Raw genomic sequence first — 18,888 nt, 5'->3', positions numbered from 1 at the left:
TGTTGGAGAGACATAAAAAATCCGATGCCAGAGACCTGGCATCGGATTTTCGGGGAAGCCCCGCCGGGGCTCAAATGCTTAAGTGAACAGCATTACCGCATGAGCGGGGCTTGTCGTTTACATCAGGACTCAGTCCTCGCGATACCGACGCAGCTTCAACTGCTTGCCGGCCACACGGGTGTCCTTGAGCTTGCCGAGCAGGCGATCCAGCCCCTCTTCCGGCAGCTCGATCAGGCTGAACGTCTCGCGGATCTGGATACGCCCGATGGCCTCGCGAGCCAGGCCGCCCTCGTTGAGGATGGCGCCGAGCAGGTTCTTCGCCGCGATGCCGTCACGCGCCCCCAGCGAGGTGCGACAGCGCGCCCGGCCTTCGGCCAGCGGCATGGGCGCACGACGTTCGCGGTATTCGCCACGCTCACTGGAACGCTCGCTGCGCTCGCGCGGAGCCGCACTCGGCACCAGAGGCTGCTCGCGCTCGACTTCGGCGAGGTTGAGCGCCTGGCCGTGAGTGGCCTTGCGCAACAACGCCGCCGCCAGGGCACGCGGGCTGCAACCGATATCGGCGATCAGGCGGTCGAGCAGCTCGCCGTGGGTTTCCTCGGCGTCGGCCACCAGCGGCACCAGGCTGGCGGTCAGCTTCTTGATGCGGGCATCCAGTACCTGCTGGGCATTCGGCAGGCGTACCTCGGCGACCTTCTGCCCGGTGACGCGCTCGATCACCTGCAGCATACGGCGCTCGCGCGGGGTCACCAGCAGCAGCGCACGGCCATCACGGCCGGCACGCCCGGTACGGCCGATGCGGTGCACGTAGGATTCCGGGTCGTACGGCATGTCGACGTTGAATACGTGGGTGATGCGCGGTACGTCGATACCGCGCGCCGCCACGTCGGTGGCGACCACGATGTCCAGGCGACCGTCCTTCAGCGAGTCGATGACCCGCTCGCGCTGGTTCTGCGCGATATCGCCGTTCAGCGCGGCCGCCTTGTAACCCTTGGCTTCCAGCGCACTGGCCAGGTCAAGGGTGGCCTGCTTGGTGCGCACGAAGGCGATCAGCGCGTCGAACTCCTCCACCTCCAGCAGACGCAGCACCGCTGCGGTCTTTTGGTCGGCATGCACCATCAGGTGGGCCTGCTCGATGCGCGCCACGGTCTGGGTCTTGGCGGCGATCTTGATGTGCTGCGGGTTACGCAGGTGCTTTTCGGCGATGGCACGGATCGAATGCGGCAGGGTCGCGGAGAACAGCACGGTCTGACGCTCTTCCGGCAGCGCCTGGAAGATTACTTCCAGATCGTCCATGAAGCCGAGCTTGAGCATCTCGTCGGCCTCGTCGAGCACCAGGTGCTGCACGGTCGAGAGCATCTTCTCGTCGCGGCGCAGGTGATCGCACAGACGGCCGGGCGTGGCGACCAGAATCTGCGCGCCCTGGCGCAGCGCCTTGAGTTGCGGCCCCATGGGCGCGCCACCGTAGACGGCGACGACACCAACGCCGGGCATCTGCTTGGAATAGGTTTCGAACGCGGTGGCCACTTGCAGGGCCAGCTCGCGGGTCGGCGCGAGGATCAGTATCTGGGGCTCACGACGGGACGGATCGAGACGGCTCAGCAGCGGCAACGCGAAAGCCGCGGTCTTGCCGGTGCCGGTCTGGGCCTGGCCGATCATGTCGTGGCCGCCGAGGATCACCGGGATCGACTGGGACTGAATGGGGGAAGGCTCTTCGTAACCCACCGCGGTGATCGCGGAGAGTACAGCGGGATGAAGGCCGAGCGCGGCGAAGCCGCCGGTTTCCTGGGTCATGGGTCTGCCTCGTGTGCATCCGCAAAGACCCCATGTCCGAGGCTGCACATGCCATGAAAGACCCTGGGGTCGCCCTGGCAGCCTGGCTGACGAGAATTTGCGAGAACGCGTGAATGGATGAAACGTCAAGGATAGTCCGCGGGGCGGACACGCAGCCGAAAGCGAGGTTTCGGAGAAATTGCACTACCTGTAACGAAGCCTGATTTCAGGCCGGCGCGCACTATACCGGAAAAAAGCTGCAGGTGCGTGGATTTTTCCCGGCGCACCGCCGGACGGTCAACCCTTCCGCAACCAAAGGCAATGGCGCCCGGCCACCTTGGACAAGGTGCGAACCGGCAGCTATACCCCTCGGGTCTTTCCGTTCCCCGCACAAGGATTTCCGTCATGGCAGAAAGCCCCAACGGCCGCGTCAGCCGCGAGAAGCGCGGCCATGTCCTGTTGCTCGGCCTGGATCGCGTGGCCAAGCGCAATGCCTTCGATATCGAGCTGCTGAACGACCTGGCGCTCGCCTATGGCGAGTTCGAGAATGACAACGAGGCCCGGGTCGCCCTGGTCTTCGCTCATGGAGAACACTTCACCGCCGGCCTGGACCTCGCCAATGTCGCACCGGTGTTCGCCGAAGGCTGGGGGGTTCCCGAGGGCGGCTGCGACCCCTGGGGTGTGTTCAATGGCCCCCGGGTCAGCAAACCGGTGATCGTCGCCGCCCAGGGGTACTGCTTCACGATTGGTATCGAACTGATGCTCGCCTCGGATATCTGCCTCTGCGCCAGCAATACCCGCTTCGCCCAGATGGAAGTGCAGCGCGGCATCTTCCCCTTCGGCGGTGCCACCCTGCGCCTGCACCAGCACGCCGGCTGGGGCAACGCCATGCGCTGGCTGCTCACCGGTGATGAATTCGATGCCCATGAAGCCTACCGGCTCGGTCTGGTGCAGGAAGTGGTGGCCAGCGAAGACCTACTGCCACGCGCACTCTGGCTGGCCGAACGGATCGCGGCGCAGGCGCCCCTCGGCGTACAGGCCACCCTCGCCTCGGCGCGCCAGGCGGTACGCGAAGGCGAACAGGCGGCAATCCGCAGCCTGGCGCCCATCGTGCGCACGCTCATGGCCACGGAAGATGCGCAGGAAGGCGTTCGCGCCATGCTCGAACGCCGCCCCGGCAACTTTCAGGGACATTGATCCCGGCACCCGGGCGGCACCCGCCGCTCGGCCCCCTGCGGGGCGCCGCTAGCGCGAGCCCTGTGCCGATGCCTGCATCTCGGTGAAACCGGACGCCGCTTCCTGCACATCGGCGGGAAAGTCTTCCATCTCGAACACCTGGCGCAACTCGATCACTTCGTTGTCGCCCGCCGGGCAGCGCTTCGCCCATTCGATGGCCTCTTCCTTCGAATTCACCCGGATCATCCAGTAGCCGCCCAGCACCTCGTTGGTTTCCACGTAGGGACCATCGGTCACGGTCGGCTTGCCCCCGGCAAACGACACCCGCGCACCGGTGGCCAGCGGATGCAGCCCATCCAGCGCGAGCAGCACACCGGCCTCCTGCAGGGATTCGTTGTACTTCATCATCGCCGCCACAGCGTCCGGGTCCGGCGTGGTGCCCGGTGCCGCTTTCTCGTAGCCCTTGGGGATCATCAGCATCATGAAACGCATCGCAAGACTCCTGTCATCAATCGTTGTGGGAAATCACTCGATCACATTGAGCATCCAAGACACGCCGAAACGGTCCGTCACGATGCCGAAGCATGGCGACCAGAAGGTCTTGCCGAGCGGCATCTGCACTTGGCCGCCCTCGCCCAGCGCCGTGAAAATCCGGTCGGCCTCGGCTGCACTCTGCAGCGTGATCGACAGGGAGAAGCCCTTGAAGCCGGGCTGCTCCGCGCTGCAACCGTCGGACGCCATCACCTGCGTCTCGCCGATGCGGAAGCAGCAATGCATCACCTTGCTTTCGTAGCCGGGCGGCAGCATGCCTTCCGGCAGCGGATCGGGGCTATCGCTGAAACGCAGCAGCTCCGACACCTCCGCGCCCAGCGCCTGCCGGTAGAAGGTCAGGGCCTCTTCGCAACGGCCATGGAAGAATAGATAGGCTTGAACCAGCATGATTGCTCTCCTTCCCGAATGGGATGTCGCGAGCCTCGTCATGAGGTCGCTCTAACCCATAGTCGAGCGGCATGACGACGGATCGACAGCCGGAGAGAAAAATTTTCGTCAGGTCGCCGGGCGCAGCACCTCGATCAACGGCCGCAGGGAATAGCCGAGCCTGGGTGCCAGCGCATCGGCCCTGGCGACCAGGCCGTCCAGATCGAGCTGTTGTTCGAGATCGGCCGGCACCAGCAGGATCACGTTGCCCTCTTTCACCGGGCACTCCCAGTAATGCCGGTGATAGAGCCCGCGCAGCAGCGCCGCGCCAAGCGGCTTGCCTTCGTCGTTGGTCCACTGGTTGATCACCAGCCAGCCGCCCGGATTGAGCTGCTGCTGGCAACGTTCGAGAAAGCGCCAGGCCAGGTGCCCCGGAGCCGGGCCGGTATCGGTATAGAGATCGACGAAGATCAGGTCGGCCTGCTCGGCGCTTTCCAACAGGTCCAGCGCATCGCCGACACGGATATACAGCCGCGGATCGTCGCCCAGGCCGAGAAACTCCTGGGCCAGGCGCGGCACATCGGGGCGCAGCTCGATGGCCTCGACATCCTCCAGCGGCAGGAACTTCAGGCACGCCTGGGTCAGACTGCCGGCCCCCAGGCCGAGGAACAGCGCACTCTCCGGCGCCTCGTGGCAGAGCGCACCGAGCAGCATGGCGCGGGTGTAGTCGTACTCCAGCCAGCTCGGATCGCGGGTGAATACGCAGCTCTGCTCCACCGATTCGCCGAACTCGAGGAACCGGTAGTCGCCCACCTCCAGTACGCGGATCAGGCCAAACTCGTCGCGAACCTCGGCAAGCAGGCGTTCCTCTTTTTCCATGGGTGTCTCGTCTCGCGGCGGGCAAGAGGCCCGCGAAAAGGGAGGCGCATCTTAGCGGGCTCGGCCAATAGTCGGTAATGCCAATCGCACACTCTCCATATATAGCCTCTATCACCGCCCCGCTGGTCGATCGGTTACCATGCGTTCCACCTGCGACATGCGAAAACGAGCACACGATGACCGACACCTGGAGCCCCGACAGCTGGAGAGCCAAGCCGATCCAGCAACAACCCGAATACCCCGACGCCGCGCACCTGGCCCAGGTCGAGCAGACCCTGGCCGGCTTCCCGCCGCTGGTGTTCGCCGGCGAAGCCCGTGAGCTGCGCCGGCAGTTCGCCGAGGTGACCCAGGGCCGCGCCTTCCTGCTCCAGGGCGGCGACTGCGCCGAAAGCTTCGCCGAGTTCTCCGCGGCGAAGATCCGCGACACCTTCAAGGTGCTGCTGCAGATGGCGATCGTCATGACCTTCGCCGCCGGCTGCCCGGTGGTGAAGGTCGGCCGCATGGCCGGCCAGTTCGCCAAGCCACGCTCGTCCGGCGAGGAAACCCAGGGCGACGTCACCCTGCCCGCCTACCGGGGCGACATCGTCAACGGCATCAGCTTCGACGCGAAGAGCCGCATCCCCGACCCCGAGCGCCTGCTCCAGGCCTACCATCAGTCCACCGCCAGCCTCAACCTGCTGCGCGCCTTCGCCCAGGGCGGCTTCGCCGACCTGCATCAGGTGCACCAGTGGAACCTGGACTTCATCGCCAACTCCGCCCTGGCGGAGAAATACAGCGCCCTGGCCAACCGCATCGACGAAACCCTCGCCTTCATGCGCGCCTGCGGATTGGATACCGCACCGCAACTGCGCGAAACCAGCTTCTTCACCGCTCACGAGGCGCTGTTGTTGAACTACGAACAGGCCTTCGTCCGTCGCGACAGCCTCACCGGCGGCTGGTACGACTGCTCCGCGCACATGCTCTGGATTGGCGACCGCACCCGCCAGCCGGACGGCGCCCATGTGGAATTCCTGCGCGGCGTGGGCAACCCCATCGGGGTCAAGGTCGGCCCGAGCATGACCGACGAGGACCTGATCCGCCTGATCGACATCCTCAACCCGGATAACGACCCCGGCCGCCTCAACCTGATCGTGCGCATGGGCGCCGACAACGTGGAAGCCGGCCTGCCGCGGCTGATCCGCACCGTGCAGCGCGAAGGCCGCCAGGTGTTGTGGAGTTCCGACCCGATGCACGGCAATACCATCAAGGCCTCCAGCGGCTACAAGACCCGCGATTTCGAGCGCGTCCTCGCCGAGGTGAAGCAGTTCTTCGACGTGCACCAAGCCGAAGGCACCTATGCCGGCGGCATTCACATCGAAATGACCGGACAGAACGTCACCGAATGCATCGGCGGCGCCCGCCCGATCACCGAGGACGGTCTGTCGGACCGCTACCACACCCATTGCGACCCGCGCCTCAACGCCGACCAGTCGCTGGAAATGGCCTTCCTCATCGCCGAGACGCTGAAGCAGGTTCGTCGATAGGCACCACACTTACTCGCAGGAGCAGATTCATCCGCGAAGGAACAGCAGTCATGCGCGAATGGATTCGCGCCCCGCACATACCTTTGTAGGAGCGAGCTCTGCTCGCGAATGGGACCGCGCAGAAGCTTCGCCAGCAGAGCTGGCTCCTACAAGAGCAGCCCCGCCGATCCGACTTCAACCGTACAACAACAGCTGTAGCCGGGCCGCCAGCGCGGACCGGCAATTCAACGCCACGTCCGGCAGTTCGAGCCAATCGGCCAGAGCCCGCAACTCGCCCGCCAGGGCGACGAGCGCTTCCTCGTGCAACCCCGCCTCCTCCCCATGTACGGCATGCACCGCCAGGCGCCCATGGGCCCGCTCACTGCGCAAATCGACCCGCGCGACAAGGCGCTCGTGATGGAGGAACGGCAGCACGTAGTAGCCATACACCCGCTTGTGCGGCGGGGTATAGATTTCCAGGCGGTAATGGAAATCGAACAGGCGCTCGGTCCGTGCCCGCTCCCAGATCAGCGAATCGAACGGCGATAGCAAGGCACTGGCCGTCACCTTGCGCGGCACCCTGGGCTCGCCCAGGCAGTAGGCCGGCTTATCCCAACCCTGTACCCGGACAAGCGACAGATCGCCGCTCTCCACCAACTCAGCCAGTCGCACGCGGGTGTCGGCCGGCTCGAGCCGATAGTAGTCGCGCAGGTCCTTTTCCGTCGCCACGCCCAATGCCGCCGCCGAACGCAGCAATAGCCGGCGCTGCGCCTCCGCCTCGTCCGGCTCGGGCTGCGCCAGGATGACGGATGGGATGACCCGCTCCGGCAGATCGTACAGCCGCTCGAATCCCCGTCGGCCGGCGACCGTCACCTCGCCGGCGGCGAACAGCCATTCCAACGCGTGCTTCTCCGCACTCCAGTCCCACCAGGGTCCGGCCCGCTCTTGCCGCGTGGACAGGCTACCCGCCCCCAGCGCCCCCTGCTCCCGCACCGTTTGCAGCACACGCTGGATCAGCGGCTGCTGCTCCACGCCAAAGCGCGCCAGTTGCCGGTAGATGCCTTCCCCACGCGCCGCACGGCGCATCCGCCAGCGCATCGCGGGATACAGCTCCAGTGGCAGCAGCGAAGCCTCGTGCCCCCAGTATTCGAACAACGCCCGCTGCCGCCCGGTGCTCCAGGCAGCTTGGTCGAGCAGTTTGCGGGGGTAGATGCCAAGGCGGGAAAACAGCGGCAGGTAATGAGAACGCACCAGGGCGTTTACCGAATCGATCTGTACGACGCCAAGGCGCTCAATCACCTTGAGCAGGTGTGCCGCACGGATCGCGGCGGTCGGCCGGCGACTGGTAAAGCCCTGGGCCGCCAGCGCGAGACGGCGGGCTTCCTTGAGCGACAACGACAACGCAACGGACATCCATTCTCCAAAGCCGCACCGGAGCGGCGGTAACCCTCGGCGATCTTAGCTCAGACCGCACACACCGCCACGTTCTCATCCGGCATTGGAAACGGCCGCGCAAAGGTGAACGCCCGCTCGCTCGAGCCATGCGCATCCATACAGAGCAGCGCCCGCCGCGCCTCCTCCAGGGTCGGCACCTGCCCGGCCGGAATCCACCAGAGCGCCAGATGCGGGATCGCCAGTTTCTCGAACCACTGCTTGCGATCGCGCAGAACCTTCAGGTGGTCGCCTTGGTAGACATATGTCTTGAGCGCCTCCAGCGATTGCCACACCGACAGGTTCACGATGATCGAAGGATCGCCGAACAACCGGATTGCCGTGGCATCGCCAGCCTCGTCCTTGAGCCGCCAGACGAAACCCGGGCTGCGCTCCGCGAGAGCATTGATGTGATCCAACTGTTCGACGAACCCCTGCATGAGCGGGTCATCCAGGGGTGCCCTGGCCTTGGCTACGTTTACCTGGGCCAGATGATAGTGCTGCGTCATTCATAACTCCTTTTTGAGACTCAGCGCTTGAGCGGATCGCTCCAGAACGGCCGCTCGCTTTCCTGGTAGACGTCAGCCCGTGTCAGCCCGATATCCTTGAGCGCGTCATCGCTCAACGCAGCCAGTTGCCGGCGCTGCCTGGCCAGTACCCGCCAGCGTTGCAGCCGGTTCCAGGCACTCGCCAGCAGGAGGCCGAAGCCATGGCGGGCCTGAGGAAATGTAGAAGCAATGGCGTAACCGCGTTGGAATTTCATAGCGAAGCCCTCCGATCTGAACCATCCTGGGTATCCGAGCACTGCCACTCAGCGCTTCAGGATTGGCGACAGTGTCTCGCCGGGCTTAAGATCAATCCAACGAATGTTTTTTATGTCACTCATCTCGGAGATTGATGGATGAGCAGCTACGTCGGTATCGACACGGAACTTCTGCGCACCTTCGTTGCGATTGCCGACACGGGCGGTTTCACCCGTGCGGCCGAAGCCGTCAACCGTACCCAGTCGGCAGTCAGCATGCAGATGAAGCGGCTGGAAGAAGAAGTGCTGGAACGGGCGCTGTTCGAGCGCGATGGCCGGCAGGTTCGGCTCACGCCAGAAGGCCAGGTGCTGCTCGGCTACGCACGGCGCATCCTCAAACTGCACGGCGAAGTGCTGACCACCTTGCGCGAACCGCACATGGTCGGCTCGGTGCGCATCGGTACGCCCGACGACTACGTCATGCGCTTCCTGCCCGGCATCCTGTCGCGCTTCGCCCAGGCCTACCCGCTAGTCCAAGTGGAGGTACATTGCGAGCCGTCGTTCCAACTGCTGCAACGCAGTGATCTCGACCTGACCATCGTCACCCGCGAGCCGGGCAAGGAAATCGGCCAGCTACTGCGCCAGGAACACGTTGTCTGGGCCGAGGCGGTTGGCTTTGCCCCACACGAGCAAAATCCGCTGCCGCTGGCGATGTTCAACTCGGACTGCTTCTGCCGCTCCTGGGCCTGCAATGCCCTGGACAGCATGGAGCGCCCTTATCGCATGGCCTACACCAGCCCCAGCCTCTCGGCGATCATGGCGGTGGTCAGCGCCGGCCTGGCCATCACCGCCCAGTTGCAGAGCCTGATTCCACCGGACATGCGCATCCTCGGCGAAGCGGAGGGACTGCCAGGCATGCCGATGGCGAGCATCGTGCTGCTGCGCAACCCGCACAGCCAGAACCCGGTTACCGAGTGCCTGGCCGAGCACATCGCCGAAGGCTTCAAACTTTAAGGGCCAGCGACACCGCACAGAGCAGCAGGAAACCGCAGAACATTGCCCGCAACACGCGCTCCGGCAAGGAATGGGCGAGCCGCACGCCCCAACTGATGCTGAGCAGGCCGCCTATCGCCAGGGGAATGCCCAGCAGCCAATCGACATGATCGTGGAGTGCGTAGGTCGCCAGCGTGACGCCGGTGCTCGGTGCCGCCAACGCCAGCGACAGGCCCTGGGCGATCACCTGGGTCGTCCCGAATACGCTGGTCAGTACCGGCGTCGCCAGTACCGCGCCACCCACCCCGAACAGCCCCCCGAGCAGCCCCGCACCGCTGCCCAGTGCCCCCAGCCATGGCCAGGGGTGCCGCAGCTCGGTGCCGCCCCCGCCGTGACGCAGGAACACCTTGGCGAAGTTGTAGAACGCCAGCGCCACGAGGAAACCGACGAAGGCCATGCGCATCCGCTCGGCATCCAGCGACACGGCCCAGCGTGCCCCGAGCAGGGCGAAGCAGAACCCCGAGGCAGCCAGCGCCAGGGCATGGCGCGGGTCGATGCGATTGCGCTGGTGATAACGCCACAGCGCCAGCAACACGTTGGGTACCACCATCACCAGCGCCGTCCCCTGGGCCAGTTGCTGGTCCAGGCTGAACAGCACGCCCAGGGTTGGAATCGCGATCAAGCCGCCACCAATGCCGAACAGACCGCCCAGCGTTCCCAGGCCCAGGCCCAATACCAGGTTCAGCAGCATATCCAGAGGGTTCATCGCTTCACTCCAAGCCAACACGACGAGCATGCTACGCAGCCGTGGCTGGCACGGAAACGCACAACCACGCACAATGGCTATGCGCTTTACGCAAGAGCGAGCCTATGAATAATCCCGATACCCTCACTGACCAGTTCAGCCTGTTCCTTGACGTGCTGGACTCCGGCAGCTTTTCCGCCGCGGCCCGCCGCCATCCGCTGACCCCTTCCGCCGTGGCCCGACGCATCGACGCCCTGGAGCGCGCCCTCGGCAGTACCCTGTTTATCCGCAGCACCCATGCCGTGCGCGCCACACCGGCCGGGTTGGCGTTCGCCGAGCGGGCTCGCCGGATACTCGCCGAGCTGCGCCTGGCCCGCGCCGAAGCCGCCTCGCTGAGCAGCGCGCCGGAGGGCCTGATCCGCATCGACGCACCAGCGCCTTTCGGCCGTCGCCGGCTGGCTCCGGCCATCGCTGAGTTCCTCGCCGCCAATCCGGGGTTGGACGTGCAGTTGCGGCTGATCGACAGCTTTATCGACCTGCATGGCGAACACCTTGGCGAAGTGGACCTGGTGCTGCGCATCGGCCCGCTGGCCGACACCCGGCTGGTCGCTACTCCGCTGGCGCCTCTGGTACGCATCGCCTGTGCCAGCCCGGACTACCTCAAGCGCCGCGGTACTCCACGCGAACCGAGCGAACTGATCGACCACGACGGCCTCGACTGGGACAGTCTCGCCCCACCCTATGCCTGGCGCTTCCAGCGCGCTGGCCGGCTCCAGCATTACAAGCCGCAACGCCAGCGAATGACCGCCAACAACGCCGAGGCCCTGCTGTTCGGCGCGCTCAGCGGGCTCGGCATCACCCACCTGCCGACCTGGCTGAGCAGTGAGTATCTGCTGCGTGGCGAACTGGTTCCGCTGTTTTGCGAGGAGGGCCTGCCTGCGCCTGAGCCGAGCAGCATCTACGCCCTGCGCCTGGAGCGTGAAGCCAGTCCGCGCACCCGCCTGTTGCTGGCCTTCCTGCAGGAGCGCTTTGGCCATCCGCCGCCGTGGGATCAGGCGCTGCAGAGTCGCCTGGTGCCCTCCAGCTAGGCAGTGCGATCAGCGGGCTGGCCAAAAAATAGTCAGCGCGCTAAATTCAAGCACATCGTTATTTAGAGGTATCGTCATGAATACCCCCCGTTGCGACGACCTGCTGCTCGACAACCAAGTCTGTTTCGCCCTGTATTCCACGTCGCTGATGCTGACCAAGGTCTACAAACCGATCCTGCAGGCCGTCGGCCTCACCTACCCGCAGTACCTGGCCATGCTGGTGCTCTGGGAGCGCGACGGCATCACCGTGGGCGAACTCAGCGCCCGCCTGCTCACCGACCCCGGCTCGGTCACCCCCCTGCTCAAGCGACTGGAAGGCGAAGGGCTGATCACCCGCACCCGCAGCAGCGCCGACGAGCGCGTCGTGGAGCTGCGCCTGACCGACAAAGGCCGCGAACTGCAACGGCAGGCACAAGCCTTCCCCGCCTGCATCGTCGAAGCCAGCGGGCAGTCGGCGGAGCAACTAATGGCGCTTAAGGACGAACTGGTGAAACTACGCAGCCAGTTGCAACAGGCGCTGCCCGCCTGACTTCGCGAATCGCGAACCACGTCATCGATTCCGTCGCGTTGCCGCTTCGCTTGTTCGCGTTGGGGCTCCTACACTTCGACTCCACGCGCCGGTCCTGGGCCAGTGCGCGATCACACCGCTTCAGAAAACAATGCGGTCGGGGCGGCCAGGGACGGACCGATATCGGTCCCCAGCGATAAGGAACACAACCGATGCCACGGGAAATGTCGGCCGGCAATCCGAATGCGCCGGTCCTCAGCGGCTCACTGAGTAATGCGCTCTACCGCCATGCCGAGCAACGCTGCTTCGCCTTCTTCATCTATCTGTTCTACGTGAAGATCCTGACGGAGCGCGCGAATAATCTGCACAATGCCAACCTCCAGGCCCACGATGCCATCGAGCACAAGGCCACCCACCAGATCGACAGCGGCTTCCGTCAGCCGAACCAGCCGCACTACTACGGTTTCGACGACAACGATCCCAATATCGTCAACAAGTCCGCCACCGCCTGCGGCAAGATGGACGCCGCGCATTTCTGCAACCTGGGTATCGACAGCCGCTACCAGAACGCCTTCGCGCAACTGGGGCGGAACGACGCGGCGCTGAACGATTACTACGAGAACCTGAAGAAAATCTGCGGCGACACCCGCATGCTGCCGCAACGCATCAACATCGGCCCGGACCGCGTGATCGACCAGCTCCACGCCGAACTGGCCGTGCGCTTCCTGCGCGCCGGCGGTCCGCCGATCACTCGACAGAACGTTACGACCTACTGCCAGGAAGGTATCAAGAGCATCGCTCGGTACCAGGCCACCCGAGGCGCCGGGATCGTCGCCTGCGCCCAGCGTTACGCCGATTTCTACGCGGCGGCACAGAGCGAGATGTGGCAATCGATCTCCGGCTCGGTAGCCGCTTCCTGCGCGGCCCATGGCCTGCCAGTTACGGATTATCTGTCGTATGTCTGAGTGAGTTCCCGTGGCGAACTCATCCGCGATTGGGCGAGAGCCGTTTGCGGATGAGCCCTCCACAGAACCCGCTTTCGTATGAGCCAGCTCTGCTGGCGAAGCCTTTGCGCTGTCCCCTTCGCGAGCAGAGCTCGCTCCTACAAGAGCGAAGCCCGAATTCGCCTCTATACGTGGCGTTCCGTGTCCGGATAAATACCAACGCAATCCGTGGACGTGTTCCCGGATTGCGTCGTGGCTTATCCAGGCTACGAACGACTATAGGTGTGGTTTCATCCGCAAATGACGAACGTCGGCACTTGCCCAGTTGAACAACGTGACCGAAGACCGATCACCCTCACCCTGATCCCTACCATTACTTCAGAAATTCCTGAACTAAGTATTTGCCGCCAGCGATTTTTCCGTTTCGCCGACTGACGAAGAATCCGGCCCAACGATTCCTACAACCACAAGAACCGTGAGGCCACCCCGTGGAGAAAACCTTCCACCAGCCCCTGGGCGGCAATGAAATGCCCCGCTTCGGCGGCATCGCCACCATGATGCGCCTGCCGCACATCCAGACCTCCGAAGAGAAACGCGCCCTGGATGCTGCCTTCGTCGGCGTGCCGCTGGACATCGGCACCTCGCTGCGCTCCGGCACCCGCTTCGGCCCCCGCGAGATCCGCGCCCAGTCGGTAATGATCCGTCCGTACAACATGGCCACCGGCGCCGCACCCTTCGACTCGCTCAATGTGGCCGACATCGGCGACGTGGCGATCAACACCTTCAACATGGCCGAGGCGATCCGCATCATCGAGGCGGCCTACGACGACATTCTCGAACATGGCATCGTGCCGCTGACCCTGGGCGGCGACCACACCATCACCCTGCCGATCCTCCGTGCGATCAAGAAGAAGCATGGCAAGGTCGGGCTGGTCCACGTAGATGCCCATGCCGACGTCAACGACGAGATGTTCGGCGAGAAGATCGCCCATGGCACCACCTTCCGCCGTGCCGTCGAGGAAGGGCTGCTGGATTGCGACCGCGTGGTTCAGATCGGCCTGCGCGCCCAAGGCTACACCGCCGAGGACTTCAACTGGAGCCGCAAGCAGGGTTTCCGCGTGGTGCAGGCCGAGGAATGCTGGCACAAGTCGCTGGAACCGCTGATGGCCGAGGTGCGCGAGAAGGTTGGCGGCGGTCCGGTGTACCTGTCGTTCGATATCGATGGCATCGACCCGGCCTGGGCTCCCGGCACCGGCACCCCGGAAATCGGCGGCCTGACCACCATCCAGGCGATGGAGATCATCCGTGGCTGCCACGGCCTGGATCTGATCGGCTGCGACCTGGTGGAGGTTTCTCCGCCCTATGACACCACCGGCAATACCTCGTTGCTAGGGGCCAACCTGCTGTACGAAATGCTCTGCGTGCTACCCGGAGTGCAGCGCCGCTAAGGCGCGACCGGGCTTTTGATCCTGGCGGGTGCGCTCCCCGGCGCACCTGCAACGCTCAACAACAATAATCAGGGTGTTAACCATGAACCGTGACGAACCCATGCTCCTGATGGACGACCAGCCGCCGGCGGACGCTTCCTTCAACCCGCGCCAGTTGCTGATCTTCCTGATTCCGTCGCTGCTCGGCGTGCTGCTGTTCCTCACCCCCATCGTCTACGAGGAAAAGGTCACCATCGGCCTCGGCCTGCTCGCCGACGGACTGAAGGCGGCCGTAGGCGCCTGGCTGCCGGCCATCGCCGTGGGCCTGCTGGTATTCTCGTCGGTACTCGGCCTGGTCGGCAGCCTGGCCAAGCCGCGCTGGATCACCGAGCGTCGCGCACTGAACGAGCTGTTTAACCTGCATCCGTTCTGGCTCGTCCTGCGGGTGATCGGTGCGGTGTTCGCTGCGATGACCTTCTGGGAGTTCGGCCCGGCCTGGGTCTGGAACGCCAACACCGGCGGCGTGGTGCTCAAGGACCTGGCACCGGTGCTGATCACCTTCTTCCTGGTTGCCGGCCTGGTCCTGCCGCTGCTCACCGACTATGGCCTGATGGAGTTCTGCGGCACCCTGGTACGCAATGTGTTCCGCAAGGTCTTCGGTCTGCCCGGCCGCTCGGCCATCGATGCCATTGCCTCCTGGCTCGGCTCGGGCACCGTCGGCGTGCTCATCACTGCGCAGCAATACCAGAAGGGTTTCTACAGCGCCCGCGAAGCGGCGGTGATCGCCACCAACTTCTCCATCGCCTCGATTGCCTTCAGCCTGCTGATCACCAGTTTCATGAAGCTGGACCACCTGTTCGTGCCCTTCTACCTCACCGTGGTGGTCGCCGGCCTCGCCGCCGCCATCATCACGCCGCGCATCCCGCCGCTGTCTTGGAAGAAGGACGAGTACATGGCGGGCGTCGGCAAGCAGCTCAAAGAGGACGTCCCCAACGACACCTCGCTGCTGCGCTGGGGGCTGGTGCAGGCGGTCAAGCGCGCCAACAGCAACCCCTCGCCCGTGGAGATGGTGCGGATCGGCGTGCACAACGTGGTGGACATCTGGCTCGGGCTGCTGCCGCTGGTGATGGCCATCGGCACGGTTTCCCTGGCTATCGCCGAGTACACCCCGGTGTTCACCTGGTTGTCCTACCCCTTCGTGCCGCTGCTGGAAGCGCTGCAACTGCCGGACGCCGCCAAAGCCGCGCCGGCGATGCTGGTGGGATTCGCCGATATGTTCCTGCCGGCCGTGCTGGGCAAGGGCATCGAGAGCGAGCTGACCCGCTTCGTAGTGGCCTGCGTGTCGCTGACCCAGTTGATCTATATGTCCGAGGTGGGCGTGCTGATCCTCAAGGCCAAGCTGCCGCTGAACCTGCTGGAGCTGTTCGTGATCTTCATCATCCGCACGCTGATCACCCTGCCGATCATCGCGCTGATGGCGCATTGGATCGTGGGTTGAGAGACGGAACCGGGTCGGGCGAATGAATTCGCCCCACGGAATGGGGCTGGCGTGTACCCGGCTCCGCCTTTTGAGGATTTCGAACCATGACCACCTGCGGCGAATTTCTCGTCAAGCAACTGGAAGCCTGGGGCGTGGATACCGTCTTCGGCATTCCCGGCGTGCACACGGTCGAGCTGTACCGTGGCCTGCCCCACAGCGGTATCCGCCACATCACCCCGCGCCACGAGCAGGGTGCCGGTTTCATGGCCGACGGCTATGCCCGGGCCAGCGGCAAGCCCGGGGTGTGCTTCATCATCACCGGACCGGGGATGACCAACATCCTCACCGCCATGGCCCAAGCCTACGCGGACTCCATTCCCATGCTGGTGATCTCCAGCGTCAACGAGCGCGACCGTCTCGGCCTGGGCAAGGGCTACCTGCACGAACTGCCGGACCAGCGCGGCCTGACCGCCGGTGTCACCGCCTTCAGTCACACGCTGATGAGCGTCGAGGAACTGCCGGCAGTGCTGGCCCGCGCCTTCGCTGTGTTCGAGGGCGAACGCCCGCGCCCGGTGCATATCGAGTTGCCGCTGGACATCATCACCACCCCCGCCGATCACCTACGCGTGCAAGCCAAGCCACGCACCAGCCGCCCGGCCCCATCGGCCGCCCTGCTGCGCGAAGCAGTGGACACGCTGCGCCGAGCCGAACGGCCGCTCCTGCTGCTCGGCGGTGGCTGCGTCGAGGCCCAGGCCGAAGCGCGTACCCTGGCCGCCGCGCTGGACGCACCGACGGCACTGACCATCAACGCCAAGGGCTTGCTGCCTCCGGGCCACCCCTTGCTGCTCGGCAGCAACCAGTCGCTGGTGCCGGTACGCCAACTGGCGCTGGAGGCCGACGTGGTGCTGGCTATCGGCACCGAGCTGGGCGAAACCGACTACGACGTGGTGTTCGACGGCAACTTCAAATTGGCTGGCGAGTTGATCCGTATCGATATCGACGCCCAGCAGTTGCAACGCAACTGCACCCCGACCCTGGCGATCCAGGGCGACGCCCGCGAGGCCATGCGCCTGCTGCTGGAAGCGCTGCCGACACGCGCGGCGGACCCGCAGAGCCCCGGCGCCCGGCGCACTGCGGCGGTACAGGCACAACTGGCCGAGGACTTCGCCGGCTGGGCGCATTACCGCACGCTGTTCGCCACCGTGCTGGACGCCTTGCCGGCCGCCCGTTTCGTCGGCGATTCCACCCAGACCGTGTACAGCGGCAACCATCTGGTGGAGCTGGACGGCACGCGGCGCTGGTTCAACAGCTCCACCGGCTACGGCACCCTCGGCTACGGCCTGCCGGCGGCCATCGGTGCCCGACTGGCCAAACCGGACCGTCCGGTGGTGTGCCTGATCGGCGACGGTGGCATCCAGTTCAGCCTGCCCGAGCTGGCCAGCGCCGTGGAGGCACGAGTGCCGGTGATCGTGCTGCTGTGGAATAACCAGGGCTATGGCGAGATCAAGCGCTACATGCAGCGCCGCGACATCACCCCGCTGGGCGTGGACATCTTCACCCCCGACTTTCTCGCCATTGCCCGAGGCTTCGGCTGCGCGGCGGAGCGCGCCCGGGACCACGCCCATCTGGCCGACCTGCTGCGCAGCGCACCGCAGGACCGACCGTTGCTCATCGAGATAGCGGAGGCGCCACCGTTTCACCCCTGAGGCCCGATAACCCGTAGGAGCCAGCTCTGCTGGCGATTGCTCGACCCGAGTGGCGCCGGATCGCGAGCAGAGTTCGCTCCTACAAGCAGGGTCGCAACTCAAATCGTAGGGGCGAATGCATTCGCCCAAGGCGCCGAACGGCGCCCGCAAAACAAGAAACACCGAAACGCTTCACCTGACTGCCACGTTCCACCAAGACCAATAAGCCAATACGGGGAGTCGTCACATGTTCAAGCAGATCACCCAACACTTCGGCCAGGACGGCCTGGAGCCCACCGCCAGCGATCACCGCAGCCTCGGGCTGGGCGGCACCACCGCGCTCTGGCTGGGCGCCAACGTGGTGGTGACCACCATCCTCACCGGCATGCTGCTGGTGCCCGACCTGCCCTTCCTGCAGGCAATGCTCATCGTCCTGGTCGGTTCCGGGATCGGCATCCTGCCGCTGGTGCTGGTCGGCCTCATGGGCCAGCGCAGCGGCCTCACCACCATGGTGCTGGCACGGGGCAGCTACGGCACCCGCGGTGCCAAGCTGCCGTCCCTGGTCAACCTGCTGACGCTGCTGGCCTGGAGCTGGATCCAGGCGCTGCTGGCCGGGATGAGCCTGAACTACGCAGTGGAAGCCACCACCGGCTATTCCAACCTGCCGCTGTTCACCGTGTTTTGCGAGACCCTGGTGGTGCTCATCGCCCTGCGCGGGCACCTCGGCATCGAGCGGGTCGAGCGCTGGGCCGCCATCGGCATGCTGCTGCTCGCCGCGGCGGTGTTCTATGCCATGGGCCGTAACTTCCAGTTCGGCGAACTGCTGAGCATGCCGGTGCAGCCGCGTAACGAGATCAGCCCCGGCATTGCCTTCGACATCGTGATCGCCACCGCCTTCTCCTGGATTCCCCTGGCCGCCGACTACAACCGCAACTGCCGCAGCCAGGGCGTGGCGGCGGTGGGCACCTGGGTCGGCTACGTCGCCGCCACGCTGCTGGCCATGGGGCTGGGCGCTACGGTGTCCGGCTTCAGCGTGCTCACCGGCATGGAGCAGACCTACGACCCGGCCGTGCTGCTGGCCGGGTTCGGTTTCGGCCTGCCGGCGGCTATCGTGGTGTTCCTCTCGGTAATGACCACCAACGTGATGTGCGTGTATTCGGCCACCCTCTCCTACCTGAACATGCGCCCGCAGACGCGCTTCTGGAAACCGGCATTGACCATCGGCGTGCTGTCCATCCTGGGCTCGCAGATTCCCGGCATCCTGGATAACTTCCAGAACTTCCTGCTGGTGATCGGCAGCGTATTCATCCCGGCCTTCGCCGTGCTGATTGCCGATTACTTCGTGATCCACCGCGGGCAGTACGCGGTGAGCGAACTGCTCGACGAACGCGGCGGCCGCTACCGCTACCTGAACGGCATCAATCCGGCCGCCTTCGCGGCCTACGGACTGGGCGCCGTGCTGGCCTACTATTGGGGCTGGGTCTCGCCGCTGACCTACGGGGCCTCGCTGCCGGTATTCCTGCTCACCGCCGCCAGCTACCTGGTGCTGCGCCGCTGGGTGCTGGTACCGGGGGCGCAAGTGGCCTGATGACATGGC

General features: G+C 65.1%; 18 protein-coding genes. 10 read left to right on the top strand and 8 right to left on the bottom strand.

Annotated features, from left to right (window positions below; genetic code table 11):
* Positions 1–129: 129 nt before the first annotated feature.
* Positions 130–1,794, bottom strand: coding sequence for a DEAD/DEAH box helicase (locus BZL41_RS27570; protein ID WP_095602221.1), 1,665 nt, complete (start codon positions 1,792–1,794; stop codon positions 130–132).
* Between the two features lie 384 nt (positions 1,795–2,178).
* On the opposite strand from BZL41_RS27570, the gene BZL41_RS27565 reads away from it, so the two are divergent.
* Entirely contained in the window at positions 2,179–2,970 is a 792-nt protein-coding gene (locus BZL41_RS27565) for a crotonase/enoyl-CoA hydratase family protein (protein ID WP_095602220.1), read from the top strand.
* 48 nt (positions 2,971–3,018) lie between these two features.
* Here BZL41_RS27565 and BZL41_RS27560 read toward each other — a convergent pair whose 3' ends face one another.
* The 3 genes from BZL41_RS27560 to BZL41_RS27550 form a co-directional block, all read right to left on the bottom strand.
* Entirely contained in the window at positions 3,019–3,441 is a 423-nt protein-coding gene (locus BZL41_RS27560) for a YciI family protein (protein WP_095602219.1), read from the bottom strand.
* 33 nt (positions 3,442–3,474) lie between these two features.
* Positions 3,475–3,888 (bottom strand): VOC family protein, encoded by a 414-nt coding sequence (locus BZL41_RS27555; RefSeq protein ID WP_095602218.1) that lies wholly within the window; start codon positions 3,886–3,888, stop codon positions 3,475–3,477.
* A 108-nt stretch (positions 3,889–3,996) separates the two neighbouring features.
* Positions 3,997–4,746, bottom strand: a complete 750-nt coding sequence (locus BZL41_RS27550) for a spermidine synthase (RefSeq protein WP_095602217.1) — start codon at positions 4,744–4,746, stop codon at positions 3,997–3,999.
* A 176-nt stretch (positions 4,747–4,922) separates the two neighbouring features.
* Between BZL41_RS27550 and BZL41_RS27545 the strand changes: the two genes are divergently transcribed.
* Positions 4,923–6,269 carry a class II 3-deoxy-7-phosphoheptulonate synthase gene (locus BZL41_RS27545; protein ID WP_095602216.1) on the top strand — a complete coding sequence of 449 codons (1,347 nt, stop codon included), beginning with the start codon at positions 4,923–4,925 and terminating at the stop codon, positions 6,267–6,269.
* Positions 6,270–6,443: 174 nt separating this feature from the next.
* Here BZL41_RS27545 and BZL41_RS27540 read toward each other — a convergent pair whose 3' ends face one another.
* Genes BZL41_RS27540 through BZL41_RS27530 form a run of 3 tightly spaced genes read right to left on the bottom strand, consistent with a single transcriptional unit; the run spans position 6,444 to position 8,442 of the window.
* Positions 6,444–7,661, bottom strand: a complete 1,218-nt coding sequence (locus BZL41_RS27540; protein WP_095602215.1) for a winged helix-turn-helix domain-containing protein — start codon at positions 7,659–7,661, stop codon at positions 6,444–6,446.
* Positions 7,662–7,711: 50 nt separating this feature from the next.
* On the bottom strand, positions 7,712–8,188 hold the full coding sequence (locus BZL41_RS27535; RefSeq protein WP_095602214.1) for a DUF3291 domain-containing protein: 477 nt from the start codon (positions 8,186–8,188) through the stop codon (positions 7,712–7,714).
* Between the two features lie 20 nt (positions 8,189–8,208).
* Positions 8,209–8,442, bottom strand: coding sequence for a DUF1127 domain-containing protein (locus tag BZL41_RS27530; RefSeq protein ID WP_095602213.1), 234 nt, complete (start codon positions 8,440–8,442; stop codon positions 8,209–8,211).
* 138 nt (positions 8,443–8,580) lie between these two features.
* On the opposite strand from BZL41_RS27530, the gene BZL41_RS27525 reads away from it, so the two are divergent.
* A complete protein-coding gene (locus BZL41_RS27525; protein ID WP_095602212.1) occupies positions 8,581–9,435 on the top strand; it encodes a LysR family transcriptional regulator in 855 nt (284 codons plus the stop codon).
* On the opposite strand, the gene BZL41_RS27520 is transcribed toward BZL41_RS27525, so the two are convergent.
* Positions 9,425–10,180: a sulfite exporter TauE/SafE family protein gene (locus BZL41_RS27520; RefSeq protein WP_095602211.1), complete on the bottom strand. Its 756-nt coding sequence runs from the start codon at positions 10,178–10,180 to the stop codon at positions 9,425–9,427. The two genes, BZL41_RS27525 and BZL41_RS27520, sit on opposite strands and share 11 nt — an antisense overlap.
* A gap of 104 nt (positions 10,181–10,284) precedes the next feature.
* Here BZL41_RS27520 and BZL41_RS27515 point away from each other — a divergent pair, with 104 nt between their 5' ends.
* The 7 genes from BZL41_RS27515 (at position 10,285) to BZL41_RS27485 (ending at position 18,879) form a co-directional block, all read left to right on the top strand.
* Positions 10,285–11,247 carry a LysR family transcriptional regulator gene (locus BZL41_RS27515; RefSeq protein ID WP_305884123.1) on the top strand — a complete coding sequence of 321 codons (963 nt, stop codon included), beginning with the start codon at positions 10,285–10,287 and terminating at the stop codon, positions 11,245–11,247.
* Between the two features lie 76 nt (positions 11,248–11,323).
* Complete coding sequence (locus tag BZL41_RS27510) at positions 11,324–11,776, top strand: MarR family winged helix-turn-helix transcriptional regulator (protein WP_095602209.1); 453 nt, start codon at positions 11,324–11,326, stop codon at positions 11,774–11,776.
* 191 nt (positions 11,777–11,967) lie between these two features.
* Complete coding sequence (locus tag BZL41_RS27505; RefSeq protein ID WP_095602208.1) at positions 11,968–12,720, top strand: hypothetical protein; 753 nt, start codon at positions 11,968–11,970, stop codon at positions 12,718–12,720.
* A 467-nt stretch (positions 12,721–13,187) separates the two neighbouring features.
* Entirely contained in the window at positions 13,188–14,147 is a 960-nt protein-coding gene (gene speB / locus BZL41_RS27500; protein WP_095602207.1) for an agmatinase, read from the top strand.
* 82 nt (positions 14,148–14,229) lie between these two features.
* Positions 14,230–15,624, top strand: coding sequence for a YjiH family protein (locus tag BZL41_RS27495; protein WP_095602206.1), 1,395 nt, complete (start codon positions 14,230–14,232; stop codon positions 15,622–15,624).
* An 86-nt stretch (positions 15,625–15,710) separates the two neighbouring features.
* On the top strand, positions 15,711–17,312 hold the full coding sequence (locus BZL41_RS27490) for a 5-guanidino-2-oxopentanoate decarboxylase (protein WP_095602205.1): 1,602 nt from the start codon (positions 15,711–15,713) through the stop codon (positions 17,310–17,312).
* Between the two features lie 226 nt (positions 17,313–17,538).
* Positions 17,539–18,879 carry a cytosine permease gene (locus BZL41_RS27485; protein ID WP_095602204.1) on the top strand — a complete coding sequence of 447 codons (1,341 nt, stop codon included), beginning with the start codon at positions 17,539–17,541 and terminating at the stop codon, positions 18,877–18,879.
* Positions 18,880–18,888 lie beyond the last annotated feature (9 nt).

Origin of the sequence: Pseudomonas sp. PIC25 (assembly GCF_002286785.1) — a bacterium.
Lineage (GTDB): Bacteria > Pseudomonadota > Gammaproteobacteria > Pseudomonadales > Pseudomonadaceae > Pseudomonas_M.
Note: the sequence above shows the minus strand (reverse complement) of the source record. Positions and strands in the feature narration are given on the sequence as shown.

Bases quoted from the DNA above. Each gene is read 5' to 3' on its own strand.
- BZL41_RS27570 (WP_095602221.1), bottom strand. From the start codon at position 1,794: ATGACCCAGGAAACCGGCGGCTTCGCCGCGCTCGGCCTTCATCCCGCT.
- BZL41_RS27565 (WP_095602220.1), top strand. From the start codon at position 2,179: ATGGCAGAAAGCCCCAACGGCCGCGTCAGCCGCGAGAAGCGCGGCCAT.
- BZL41_RS27560 (WP_095602219.1), bottom strand. From the start codon at position 3,441: ATGCGTTTCATGATGCTGATGATCCCCAAGGGCTACGAGAAAGCGGCA.
- BZL41_RS27555 (WP_095602218.1), bottom strand. From the start codon at position 3,888: ATGCTGGTTCAAGCCTATCTATTCTTCCATGGCCGTTGCGAAGAGGCC.
- BZL41_RS27550 (WP_095602217.1), bottom strand. From the start codon at position 4,746: ATGGAAAAAGAGGAACGCCTGCTTGCCGAGGTTCGCGACGAGTTTGGC.
- BZL41_RS27545 (WP_095602216.1), top strand. From the start codon at position 4,923: ATGACCGACACCTGGAGCCCCGACAGCTGGAGAGCCAAGCCGATCCAG.
- BZL41_RS27540 (WP_095602215.1), bottom strand. From the start codon at position 7,661: ATGTCCGTTGCGTTGTCGTTGTCGCTCAAGGAAGCCCGCCGTCTCGCG.
- BZL41_RS27535 (WP_095602214.1), bottom strand. From the start codon at position 8,188: ATGACGCAGCACTATCATCTGGCCCAGGTAAACGTAGCCAAGGCCAGG.
- BZL41_RS27530 (WP_095602213.1), bottom strand. From the start codon at position 8,442: ATGAAATTCCAACGCGGTTACGCCATTGCTTCTACATTTCCTCAGGCC.
- BZL41_RS27525 (WP_095602212.1), top strand. From the start codon at position 8,581: ATGAGCAGCTACGTCGGTATCGACACGGAACTTCTGCGCACCTTCGTT.
- BZL41_RS27520 (WP_095602211.1), bottom strand. From the start codon at position 10,180: ATGAACCCTCTGGATATGCTGCTGAACCTGGTATTGGGCCTGGGCCTG.
- BZL41_RS27515 (WP_305884123.1), top strand. From the start codon at position 10,285: ATGAATAATCCCGATACCCTCACTGACCAGTTCAGCCTGTTCCTTGAC.
- BZL41_RS27510 (WP_095602209.1), top strand. From the start codon at position 11,324: ATGAATACCCCCCGTTGCGACGACCTGCTGCTCGACAACCAAGTCTGT.
- BZL41_RS27505 (WP_095602208.1), top strand. From the start codon at position 11,968: ATGCCACGGGAAATGTCGGCCGGCAATCCGAATGCGCCGGTCCTCAGC.
- BZL41_RS27495 (WP_095602206.1), top strand. From the start codon at position 14,230: ATGAACCGTGACGAACCCATGCTCCTGATGGACGACCAGCCGCCGGCG.
- BZL41_RS27490 (WP_095602205.1), top strand. From the start codon at position 15,711: ATGACCACCTGCGGCGAATTTCTCGTCAAGCAACTGGAAGCCTGGGGC.
- BZL41_RS27485 (WP_095602204.1), top strand. From the start codon at position 17,539: ATGTTCAAGCAGATCACCCAACACTTCGGCCAGGACGGCCTGGAGCCC.